This window comes from Candidatus Magnetaquiglobus sp., from assembly GCF_058402785.1.
In genome coordinates this window covers 1-11,181 of sequence record NZ_JBZVFG010000023.1, presented here as the reverse complement: position 1 = coordinate 11,181, position 11,181 = coordinate 1, and the positions used below count along the sequence as shown (strand labels likewise).

Annotated in this window: 12 protein-coding genes; 4 read left to right on the top strand and 8 right to left on the bottom strand. The window is 65.1% G+C overall.

Translation table 11 applies throughout. The features are described from left to right. Positions 1 to 28: 28 nt before the first annotated feature. Both ACV4UY_RS09340 and ACV4UY_RS09335 read right to left on the bottom strand, forming a co-directional pair. Complete coding sequence (locus ACV4UY_RS09340) at positions 29 to 445, bottom strand: rhodanese-like domain-containing protein (protein ID WP_491607332.1); 417 nt, start codon at positions 443 to 445, stop codon at positions 29 to 31. A 48-nt stretch (positions 446 to 493) separates the two neighbouring features. Next, the gene (locus tag ACV4UY_RS09335) at positions 494 to 835 is read right to left on the bottom strand and encodes an ArsR/SmtB family transcription factor (protein ID WP_420903619.1); all 342 of its coding nucleotides are present in this window, start codon (positions 833 to 835) and stop codon (positions 494 to 496) included. A gap of 196 nt (positions 836 to 1,031) precedes the next feature. On the opposite strand from ACV4UY_RS09335, the gene ACV4UY_RS09330 reads away from it, so the two are divergent. Then, a complete protein-coding gene (locus tag ACV4UY_RS09330) occupies positions 1,032 to 1,769 on the top strand; it encodes a DUF484 family protein (RefSeq protein WP_491607331.1) in 738 nt (245 codons plus the stop codon). Here the strand turns inward: ACV4UY_RS09330 and ACV4UY_RS09325 are convergent. Both ACV4UY_RS09325 and ACV4UY_RS09320 read right to left on the bottom strand, forming a co-directional pair. Further along, entirely contained in the window at positions 1,766 to 2,614 is an 849-nt protein-coding gene (locus tag ACV4UY_RS09325) for a YdcF family protein (RefSeq protein ID WP_491607330.1), read from the bottom strand. The two genes, ACV4UY_RS09330 and ACV4UY_RS09325, sit on opposite strands and share 4 nt — an antisense overlap. Before the next feature lie 7 nt (positions 2,615 to 2,621). After that, positions 2,622 to 3,599, bottom strand: coding sequence for a tyrosine recombinase XerC (locus tag ACV4UY_RS09320; protein ID WP_491607329.1), 978 nt, complete (start codon positions 3,597 to 3,599; stop codon positions 2,622 to 2,624). A gap of 127 nt (positions 3,600 to 3,726) precedes the next feature. Here ACV4UY_RS09320 and ACV4UY_RS09315 point away from each other — a divergent pair, with 127 nt between their 5' ends. Next, positions 3,727 to 5,409 (top strand): carbamoyltransferase C-terminal domain-containing protein, encoded by a 1,683-nt coding sequence (locus ACV4UY_RS09315; RefSeq protein WP_491607328.1) that lies wholly within the window; start codon positions 3,727 to 3,729, stop codon positions 5,407 to 5,409. 326 nt (positions 5,410 to 5,735) lie between these two features. On the opposite strand, the gene ACV4UY_RS09310 is transcribed toward ACV4UY_RS09315, so the two are convergent. Both ACV4UY_RS09310 and ACV4UY_RS09305 read right to left on the bottom strand, forming a co-directional pair. Then, positions 5,736 to 5,861, bottom strand: a complete 126-nt coding sequence (locus ACV4UY_RS09310; protein ID WP_491607373.1) for a hypothetical protein — start codon at positions 5,859 to 5,861, stop codon at positions 5,736 to 5,738. A 98-nt stretch (positions 5,862 to 5,959) separates the two neighbouring features. Next, positions 5,960 to 8,515, bottom strand: a complete 2,556-nt coding sequence (locus ACV4UY_RS09305) for an AMP-binding protein (RefSeq protein WP_491607327.1) — start codon at positions 8,513 to 8,515, stop codon at positions 5,960 to 5,962. A gap of 252 nt (positions 8,516 to 8,767) precedes the next feature. Here ACV4UY_RS09305 and ACV4UY_RS09300 point away from each other — a divergent pair, with 252 nt between their 5' ends. Together ACV4UY_RS09300 and ACV4UY_RS09295 are read left to right on the top strand one after the other, a co-directional pair. Beyond that, positions 8,768 to 9,271 carry an FHA domain-containing protein gene (locus ACV4UY_RS09300; protein WP_491607326.1) on the top strand — a complete coding sequence of 168 codons (504 nt, stop codon included), beginning with the start codon at positions 8,768 to 8,770 and terminating at the stop codon, positions 9,269 to 9,271. A gap of 21 nt (positions 9,272 to 9,292) precedes the next feature. Then, positions 9,293 to 9,631, top strand: coding sequence for an FHA domain-containing protein (locus ACV4UY_RS09295; protein ID WP_491607325.1), 339 nt, complete (start codon positions 9,293 to 9,295; stop codon positions 9,629 to 9,631). 62 nt (positions 9,632 to 9,693) lie between these two features. Here the strand turns inward: ACV4UY_RS09295 and aroC are convergent, their stop codons facing one another. Continuing rightward, positions 9,694 to 10,779, bottom strand: coding sequence for a chorismate synthase (gene aroC, locus ACV4UY_RS09290; RefSeq protein ID WP_491607324.1), 1,086 nt, complete (start codon positions 10,777 to 10,779; stop codon positions 9,694 to 9,696). Positions 10,780 to 10,863: 84 nt separating this feature from the next. Next, positions 10,864 to 11,181, bottom strand: a 318-nt coding sequence (locus ACV4UY_RS09285) for an SDR family oxidoreductase (RefSeq protein ID WP_491607323.1), incomplete at its 5' end; no start/stop codon positions are given.

Sequence of the window (11,181 nt, the reverse complement as noted above, 5' to 3'; positions counted from 1 at the left end):
CCGCGCGCCGGTCCCGGAACGCACACCCTCAACCGCGCGCCTGATATCCCTGCGCCTGCCACTGCAACATGCCGCCCGCGACGTTGTAGACGGTTTCGCAGCCGGCCTTCTTCAGCACCACCGCACCTCCCAGGGAGCGGGCGCCGCTGCGACAGACCACCGCCACCTCCCGGCCCTGGGCCAGCTGGCGCAACGCCTCGATCCGCCTCGACAGCTCTCCCAGCGGCTCGTTGCGCGCGCCGGGAATGTGACCGGAGTTGAACTCCATGGGCGTGCGCACGTCGATCAACAACGGCGCGGGTTTGTTCCCGAGCCGTTTGGCCAGCTCATGCACCGAGATCGAACGCACACCGTAAATCCGCGCCATGACCGGATTCTTCAACGCCAGCACCAGAAACAGCAGCGTCAGCAGAACCGTCAGACCATTCTGTTGCATCCACTCCATGCTCTCCCTCCCCCACGAACCACACGCACTCCGGACAGCGAAACCGTCTCACTCCCGACCCGTGCCGACCGTCTCCTCCTCGAACTCCCCGGCCAGCGCCGCCGCCTGGGCCAAAGCCGCGGCAGCCGCCGTGGCGCCACCGCGTGAGTCGCAAAAAATGCTGCGTGTCAGGGCGACGAGATCCAACACCTTGCAATCGCCCACCCGATAGAACACCTGATTGGCCTCGCGGCGCGAATCGAGGATGTTCTTGTCGCGCATGATGGTCAAATGCTGCGAAACATTGGATTGCGTCGTCCCCACGGCATCGACCAGCTCCTGCACGCTCAACTCGCGATCCCGCAGCGCCACGATCACCTTCAAACGCAACGGATGGGCCAATGCCTTCATGCAGCGAGCCACTTTTTCAATGTTGCCTTCATCAATCTCGCATGCCATGATTTTTATGTTCACTCCCTGAAAAATTTCTGCTCCTGACCGTTTCCACCCATGAAACCTTTCCAATGTTCATGAGATTCCGCTAAAAATAGGATCTTTTCCGCACTGCGTCAACACTCATCGCCGCGCCAACCGACTGGATTCCGCCATGAACGCCGAAACACCTCCCGATGACCTCACGTCCGAACGGGTCCGACTGTGGTTGACCGCCCATCCGGAGTTTCTCGACACCCATCCGGAGCTGCTCCCGAGCGTCTCCGGGGGCTCGGGCAAGGTGGTCACGCTCGAAACCGGACAACTCAACGTCCTGCGCCAGAAGAACGAAGAGTTGTCGCTCAAGCTCGATGCCATGCTGGAGCAGATCCGTCGCAACGAACGGATTCATGCCAGCTTTCATCGCATTCAAATGCGCCTCGTCACCGCCCCCAACCCGCGCGAACTGCTGCTGATCGCCACCGGCGATCCGGAGCGGCTCTTCGACATCCACCGCGCCACCATCGCCATCTCCAACCGTCACCCCGGACTCTGGAGCCTGTGCGCGCCGCTGCAAGCCGATCCCGATCTCGACCAGCGGCTCTTTCTGGTCGATCACAAACAGCTGGCCGACATCCTGCGCGATGCGCCCCGTCCGCTGATCCGCGTGGGCCAGGAGGGGCTCAACCGTGAAATCTTCTTTGGTCCAGCCTCCACGCAGGTCCGTTCCGAAGCCCTGATCCCGCTCTTCACCCATCTCGAAAGCGGTCCGGAAGGACTGATCGGCGCCCTGAACCTGGGCGGGGCCACGCCAAACCGTTTCCTGCCGAGCGATGCCACCGATCTGTTGCGGGATCTGGCGGACATTCTCGGTCTGTGCCTCGCCCGGCTGGCAAACCCGGAAGGGAGTTAAACCGCTCCTTTCGGGTCATGGGCTCCGCGGTCCCGCAGACGATACCAGACCCCTCCGAGCCATTCGTGCAGCTCGGTTGACAGCAGGGCGAGCGCATCGGCGTTGGGGACCATGGACCACAGGGTGGCCGCGTTCCAGGAGAGGCTCCGATCGATTTTCGGTCGGAACTGAATCGGCGCCGGAGTCACCCGGATCGCACCCCCGCTCGCCCGCTCGAAAGCCTCGAGCGCACGCGGCATGTCGCGGTTGTGCACCACGAGGAGGATCCGCGTCATCCCTCGCTCTTTCAGGATCGCGGTGGCCTCGATGGCATTCTCCCTGGTATCGCGGCTCTTTTCGTCCAGCCAGGCCACCGGGACATGGAACTCCTGTTCGAGCACATCGCGCATGATGGCCGCTTCCGAGCGGCTCTCCCCATACGGACATCCACCGGCCAACAACAGCGGCAGACCGGTCAAACGATGCAGACGCGCCGCATACCGAACACGCGCCAATCCACCCAGGGTCACGGTATCCTCGCCATCGTACTCCGGAGCCCTGGGCGTGCGTCCGGTACCCAACACCACGATCGCCTCGGCATCGCTCCTCTGGATCGACTCGCGGGTCAGTGCCGTCTCCCGAGGGGGATGGCGACTTCCGACGATCCGATCCGCGACGATCGGCAGCATGGCGAGCCAGGCAAACGATCCCAGCACGACCACGGCCCAACCCGCCCGCCGCACCCGGATCTCCGCCGCCAGACGGGCGGGACGATGCAGCAGCCACCACACCACGCACAATCCGGTCAGGAACACGCCGGGTGGCAGCACGAGCTGCTCGAGGAAACGATTGACGATCGGGCCCATGGTGGCATCACACGGCCCGGGACCGGGGATGGGCCTGGTCGTAGACCCGGCTCAACGCCTGGAAATCCAAATGGGCATAACGTTGGGTGGTGGCCAGGGAGGCATGGCCAAGCAACTCCTGGATGGCGCGCAGATCGGCGCCGGCCTGCAACAGATGGGTGGCGAAGGCGTGGCGCAGGGCATGAGGGGTGATCTTCTCCGGCAGGCCGAGGCGACGGCGCAACCCTTGCAACAACCGTTGGATCTGACGCGGATTCAAACGCCTGTCATCGCCGGTCTCGTTCACCCCGATGAACAACGGATCATGGGCGCCGCGCCCGAACGGGCACTCCTGGTCCCGCTCGCGCAAATAGCGCCGCAACGCCTGGACCGACGGCATGGTCAGCGGAGCGATGCGCTCCTTGCCACCCTTGCCCATCACCCGCGCCTGAGCAAAGTCGAGTTCCACATCCTGACGGTTGAGGCCGCACACCTCGCCAACGCGCAACCCCGAGCCGTAAAGCAGCTCCAGGATGGCGCGATCCCTGGCTTCGGCCCAGGCGGGCATCTCCCGGTTGGAGAGCGGCGTGTTGTCCAGCGGCGCATCCAGCAGACGGGCGGTCTCCTCCTCGGTGGGCGCGCGCGGCAGACGGATCCCCAGCTTCGGCGCGGCGATCAGCGCCGCCGGATTTTGCGTGAGCACTCCGGTACTCTCCAGAAATCGGAACCAGGCGCGCACCGAGGCCAGACGCCGCTGCAAGGTGGCCTTGGCAAGCCCCTCCTTGCGCTCGTGGGCCAGAAAGGCGCGCAATTCGACGGGACGAACGGTCGGCAGCGTGGCCATGTTCAACGGTTGACCGGTGTGTCGCTCCCAGAATGCGGCAAAACGGGTCAAATCCCCCAGATAGGCGGCGGTGGTGTGGTCGGAGTAGCGCCTCTCGGCGCTCAAATGACGCTGGAACGGTGCAAAAAGCGGATCCGGAGTCGGTACGGTGGAACTGGGCATGGGTCACTCGATCGGTTGCGGACGTGGCTTGAAGTGATTCTCCTGGTCACGGTATAAAGCATCGACCATGCCAAGCATGTGAACACCCCACGCTCCCCGATACCCACACCAGCACGGATCCACGACCATGCGCGAGATCATCCTCGGACTCTGGGACGGCCACGACGCCGGCGCCGCGCTGCTCGTCGATGGTCGCCTCGCCTGCGCCATCAACGAGGAACGACTGACGCGCCGCAAGCTGGAGATCGCCTTTCCGCGCCTGGCCATCGCCGCCTGTCTCAACCAGGCCGCCATCCGCGCCGACCGGATCGATCGCATCGCCGCCTGCACCACGGATCCGGCCAAAACCCTCTCCCGCCTCCTGCCGGCCACCAAGGAGCGCTATTACCAGCTGCGCCGCCACCTCCTCCCCCCCTCTCCCCTGGATCCCTGGACGCAAAACGCCAAACGGGTCGTCACCCGCTGGCCCGGCAACACCGTCACCCGCCGGCTGTCGGAGTTGGCGTTGCAACCTGAACTGCGCCGCCTGGGCATCCAGGCTCCCGTCACCTGGCACGACCATCATCGGTGTCACGCGGCCACGGCGGCCTTTGGCCTCGGACTGGACGACACCCTGGTGGCGACCCTGGACGGGGTGGGCGATGGCCGCTCCGGTTCGCTGTACCGCTTCCGGAATGGCCGGCTCGAACCGCTGGCCTCGGTGGCGGCGCGCGATTCATTGGGGAGCTTCTTCGAGTGCGTCACCCGCCTGATGCATCTGCGCGAACTCGAGGACGAGGGCAAGGTGATGGCCCTGGCCGATCACGCCCCGGAGATCGATCCGGACGACAACCCGTTGCTGGAACTCTTCGCCATCGACGGACTCCGGATCCGCGCCACCGTGGGGAATCTCGAACGAAGCGTGCGACGGGTCCACTGGCGTCATCCGAACGAAACCCTGGCGGCCATGGCCCAGCAGGCCTTGGAGAGCTGGGTCTTGACCTGGATCGGCCACGCCCTGGCCGCGACCGGCCTGAACCGGGTGGCCCTGGCAGGCGGAATCTTCGCCAACGTGCGGCTGAATGGGATGATCCGACGGCTGCCGGAGGTGGAGCGTTGTTACGTCTTCCCGCACATGGGGGATGGGGGACTGGCGGCTGGGGCGGCCTGCCTGTCGGCCACCCAGGTGACCATGCCCCTGCTGGAGCATCCGTTTCTCGGACCCGAGGCCAGCGCGAAGGAGATCGAAGCGGCCCTGCGCCGGAGCGGTCTGCCCCATCGCCACCACGCCGATCCGGTGCCGGAAGCGGCGCGCCTGTTGACCGATGGACGGATCCTCGGCTGGCATCAGGGCCGCATGGAGTACGGACCGCGCGCCCTGGGAGGACGCAGCGTGCTGGCCCGACCCGACCTGCCCGGCCTGCGGGAGCGGCTCAACCGCCGTCTGAAACGACGCGCCTGGTATCAACCGTTCTGTCCGGCGATGCTCGACGGCGAGGCGGAACGGCTTCTGGAGGACCATCGGGGGGCTCCGGATCGCGGCATGACCAGCCTCTACCGGCTGCGTCCGGCCTTTCGCGGGCTTCTGGCCGAGGTGAGCGGCGCGGCGGGGAGCTGCCGTCCGCAAATGGTGGCAGAGGGGGATCCGGGCCGGTACGCGCGGTTGCTTGTCGCCATGCGCGCGGCGACCGGACTCGGGGTGGTGCTCGACACCAGCTTCAATCCCCATGGCCAACCTCTGGTCAACACCCCCGAGGAGGCGCTTCGGGCCTTTGTCGCCATGGGCCTCGACCATCTGGTGATCGGCGACTGGATCGTGGATCGGGCGTGACCCGCCGCCACCGTCAACTCAACACCCACACCCCGTGCCGTTCGATCTCGTCGTGCATGGCATCCGGGGCCAGATCGAGTTCGCCGGGCCAGGTAACCTATCCATCCGTGACGCGCATCTGCTTGAAAAATTCCGGATCCCGCAGCACGGCAAACACGCCTGTCAAGTGGGATGGCAACATCCGCACCGTCCCGATACACCGTCCGCAAAGATGACGAAGCATTCAAGATGATCCACGCGTCGGGCATCCACGACATTCCAGGCATACATACCCGCTCGCTCCCTGAGTCAGCGCAATGGTTTCGATGGCCAAGGGGTTCTGCTGTTCACGGCACAACGCCCAATTGGCCAACAAGGCCTTCTGGTGCAATTCCGCCCAATCCAGCACCCAACTCCCTGGCACGACGTGGCAAATCTCCCTGAATGATCTCCAGCGCCTGAATGGCAACGATGGCCTTATGCTCTCCACAGGTCGCATGAAAATGCGCTGGCGCAGATCATCGAAGACCATGCGAAATCACAATACCGAAACTACTGATTGTCGGCCTCTTCACCCACCGCGTCGGGCTGCTTCTTGATCCACGGGACCGAACCGCTCCCAGATCCGTTCGAGGGATTCGAAATCCTCGCGCCGCAACCGCGCCGGATCGATCTGGAACCCGAAGGTGCGATCGAGCATGGCGATCAGCGCCACGATGGCCAGGGAGTCGAGCAATCCACCCGACACCAGCCGCGACCAGTCCGCCGCCTCGATCATGGGCTGGATCGAACGGACCTTCAGGCGCATCAACGCCAGGAAGTGCTCCCTGGAGCCGTCCCAGACCTGCTCCTCCGGAGCCGGATCGTTGGGCGACAGATCCAGATGACCGAACCGATCGGTCAGAAGTTTCAGAACCACCCCCTCGTGGGCCGGATCCAGATGGGCCTTGTCGCACAGCAGGGCCGGATCCAGATAGCCGTCCGCGCCCAGAAGCGGGGTGCAAAGATCCAGACAATGGATCACCAACTCCCCGCAGAGGGCACGCATGGCCGTATAGAACGCTCCCTGCCAGCGGTAGCGTTCCTCCGGCGTGCCGCGAACCGGCCAGGTGAGATCGCCGTTGTCGATGTTCTCCGGATGGGTGGGGATGCCGGTCAAATAGGCCAGCCGTCCGGGCCAGAGCCGCTTGAGCAGACCGAAAAAGGCCCGATACTCGCCCACCGCGCGCGCGATGCGCGCCGGTGGATCCGCATCGACCGGAAAGATCGATCGGCACTCCGGCTCGCCGCAAGAGACGATCAGCACATCGGTCGGCTGAAGCCGTTCGACCAGAGCGGCGAAGAAGGGCAGGCTCTGTCGCCAGTTCTCGGACCACAGCAATCCCACCCAGTGCCCCTGGATGCGCCGGTAGCGGTTGTGATGGCTGGTCGGGCCGCTCCAGAAGAGCCGCACATGGCTGTCGCCGACCAGATGGACCGTGGTGTTGAGGGCGGTTTCAAAACGGCGCAGATTCTCCAGGCGGGCCATCTTGCCGCTGGAGGTCTTCTTCAACCAGTTGCGCGGCACGCAATCGACCTCGGAGCGGATGTCGAACAAAGCGTCGAGCCTCTGACGCAGCAGCGCGCAGTGCTGACGGCGCATCCCGGGGGTCAACTCCTCCGCCGGTTCGAAGAGCACCAGCACCTGTTCGGAGTCCAATCCCGGATCCTGCCGTCCCACCGCCACCACCCGACCGGGATGGACAATGCCACTCCCCTCGGCGGCGGCCTCCACGTCGGCGGGATGGATGTTCTTGCCGTTGTGGATGATCAACTCCTTGATCCGCCCGGTGACATACAGCCGGCCCTCCCGCCAGAAACCCAGATCGCCGGAGGGAAACCAGCCGTCGTCGCGGGGAGGCGGTTGCCCGTGATGGGACGACACCGCGCACGGGCCGGACAGGAGGATCTCGCCCACATCCTCCGCGTCCGAGCGGCAATCGATGCGCACCCCCACCCCCGCAACCGGCACGCCGCAGTCGAACAGCGCGGCGCCCCCCGGCGGGATGGCCTCCGGCGGATCACCCGCCCGCCCCTCCCCAAGCACCACCACCTGACGCCGCGCCAGGGCCATGCGATCCACGATCAACAGGCCGGGCGGCTCACCCAGAGGGGTCAGCGTGGCGGCAAAGACGTTCTCGGCCAGGGCGTAGCAGACCGCCAACTGTCCGCCATCCACGCCGAAAGCCGCCTGGAATCGTGCGAAGGCGCCTGTCGAGACCGGTTCCGAGCAGTTGATGAAGGCGCGCACGGTGCGCAAATCATGGGTGCCGCCTACCCGCGCCAGCCACGAAAAGGCGAAATTGGGCAGCCAACAGAGGGTGGCGCGGGAGCGTTCGATCACCCCCAGCAGCCAAGCCGGATTGGCGGCCCATTCGAAGGTATCCAGCAGATGGAGCGGGGTTTGGGTGAGCAGGGCCGGCAGGAACACCCCGGCCAGTCCCATGTCGTGGTAAAGCGGAAGCCAGCTGACGATGCGATCCGAAGCCGGATCAAGCCGCAACGCGTCGGCATGCGCCGCCACCTGCCGGTCGAGCATGGCCGGCGTGATCGCCACCGCTTTCTGCAACCCGGTGGTGCCGGAGCTGCACTGCAGGAAAAGCGGTCGCTGGACATCCGGCACGACCGGCGGAAAAACCGGTGGCGCCAGGGCATGTTCCGGATCCTCGGGCGTCAAAAGCTCCGCGCACACCGCCCGGTCGAGGGACTCCCCGACGAACAGACAGGCACCAAAGCGGGCCCGGTAGTTGGCGAGCTTGACGGCGTAATCCTCGGAGCTGATCTTGCGGCTCGGGTGGGAGAGAAAGGTGGGCAGCCGACCGGCCAGCATCGCCCCGAACCAGGCCGCAAGCATGGAGAGGGTCATGCGTCCGAAAATCGCCACCACCCCCTCGGGACGGGCCGCGATGCGTCCGGCCCACCGCCGGGTCTCCTCCCCGAAACGGGCCACCGTCACCACCTCCACCGGCCCATCCGCGGAGGTGTGCAACCAGAACAGCGGCGCGTCGTTGCCGTCGGAGGTGGGGAAGAGACGTTCCCCGTCCCGCCGGTCCACGCCCGACAGCCGCTCGAGAAAGGCTTGAATCATGGGGATCACCGTTTGCCATGAAACGCCCGTCAGGGCAGTACACGGATAGGGGGCGAAGGGATGCTCCCCTCCTCCCGCAAGTTACCATGGAACGCCCGTCAGGGCGGTCCATGGATGGGAGGCGAGGGAATCATCCCCTTCTCCCGCAAGTTGACGAACATTCCTGGGCATACCCTCATCCGAGGTGGCTCGCATCTTGCTTTTCCTGACCCTCAATCGCCTCTCAATCCAGCCAAATCGGAAAAAATGGCCATGCAACGTTTGCCGAACCCGTCCTCCTTGCTGCCCAACGGCGTTTTCCCGCAACTTCTGTTCCACATTCAGGAGCCGGAGTGCAACGGCTATGACTTCCACTACCATGTCCAGGAGCATGCGGAATTCCTGATCGGCAGGGCCGCGATCCATCTCCATCCGTTCCAGGGCATCCGTATTCTGTTGCAAGACCAGGGGGTTTCGTTGCAACATGCCAGGATATTCCCGCACGCCAAGGGATTCTGGATGATCGAGGATCTGGGCAGCTCCAATGGCACCTTCCTGCGTCCGCCGGAGCCGCGTCACGCCACCTGGCACCGACTGGAAGAACCCGCCCCCCTGTCCGAATCGACAGCCATTCGCGTTGGACAAACCCTGCTCACCGTGCGGTATCTGGACGCCGAAGGCCGGCTGCATCCGCGCGCCTCCCGGCACATGGGCCAGATGGGCGATCACTCCCGCACGCCTCACCCGCGAAATCCCCACAAGGACGTTGCACGCTAACCTCGCGTCACCAGGCACCGCATGAGCACCACGCTACGCGCCAGATTGATCTTGTACCGGGATGGGGAACTGGTCGAGGAGTTCCCGGTCGGCAAGGAGCCGATCCGGGTCGGACGGGCCAAGGACAACGACATCCGCGTGCCCAACGCGGCGGTATCGCGCCATCATATGCGCATCTCCAGGGCCAACGGCGAAAAATACTACCTGCGCGACCTGGCCAGCAAGAACGGCACCTATCTCAACGACGAACGCATCCAGGAAGAGCGCCTGAAAAACGGCGATCGCATCGACATGGGGCGTTTTTCGCTCGTTTTCACCTTGACGCCCAAAGCGGGCCATACCACCAAAACGCGCCATTAGACCGGCGCGCGACGCGCCCCGGCTTCCACCCCTGACGGCCAGTGCCGGGCAACGACGCGGCGCTACAGCTTCCAACCCTGACGGCTGCGGTGGCGCAACCAGTGGTCGGCCAAGGTCAGGGCCATCATCGCCTCGGCCACCGGCACGGCGCGAATCCCCACGCACGGGTCATGACGCCCCTCGGTGATCACCTGACGCGGATTGCCATGCACATCCACGGTGCGCTTGGGAATGCGGATCGAGGAGGTGGGCTTGAGGGCCAATCGGGCCACGATCTCCTGGCCGGTGGAGAGTCCACCCAGAATGCCGCCCGCGTGGTTGCTGACAAAGGTGACCTCGCCATCCGGCGCGGGGAGCATCTCGTCGGCGAGCATGGAGCCGCGACCACGCGCCATCTCCATCCCATCGCCGATCTCCACCCCCTTGACCGCGTTGATGCTCATCAACGCCTTGGCCAGATCGGCATCCAACCGGTCAAACACCGGTTCGCCCCACCCCACGCCCACCCCGGAGGCGACCACCTCGACGGTCGCGCCCACCGAATCCCCGGCAGCGCGCACCGCGTCGATCAGCAGCTCGAAACGACTCACCGCCGCCGCATCCGGCGAGAAAAAGGGGTTGCGTCCCACCTCTTCCCAATCCCATTGATTGCGGTCGATCCGCTCCGGACCCATGGCGATCAACGCGCCACGAATCTCCAACCCGACGGTGGCCAACAGCTTGCGGGCGATCGCCCCGCCCGCGACCCGCAAGGCGGTCTCCCGCGCCGAGGCCCGTCCGCCGCCACGGTAATCGCGGATGCCATACTTGCGCCAGTAGACATAATCGGCGTGTCCAGGACGGAACAGATCCTGGATCTCGGAGTAATCGCGGGAACGTTGATCGGTATTTTCGATCATCAGACCGATGGGCGTGCCGGTGGTCACCCCCTGGAACACCCCGGAAAGAATGCGTACCTGGTCCGGTTCGCGTCTGCCGGTGGTGAAACGGCTCGTGCCCGGACGACGACGATCCAGATCCCGTTGCAGATCGCTCTCCACGAGGGGCAAACCCGCCGGACACCCCTCCACCACCCCGCCCAGGGCCGGACCATGGCTCTCGCCAAAGGTGGTCAAGCGAAACAGGATACCAATGCCATTGCCGGACATGCCGATTCCCGATGGTTGGATGTGACGGTGGAGCGGTCGGCGGTCGGAGAACCGAAGCGTGAGCCGCGCGGTCCGGGGGGATGGTCAGCCCTCCTCGTGATCGACTGCCTTCATGCCCACCACATGATACCCGGCATCCACATGCAACACCTCGCCCGTCACCCCGCTGCTCATCCCGGACAACAGATACAACGCCGACTCCCCCACCTCCTCGATGGTGACGTTGCGGCGCATGGGGGCGTTGTCGCGGTTCCAGTTGAGGATGTGCTTGAAATCGCCGATCCCCGCCGCGGCCAGGGTGCGGATCGGACCCGCGGAGATGGCATTCACCCGGATGTTCTTGGGTCCAAAATCCACCGCCAGATAACGCACGCTCGCTTCCAAGGCCGCCTTGGCCACGCC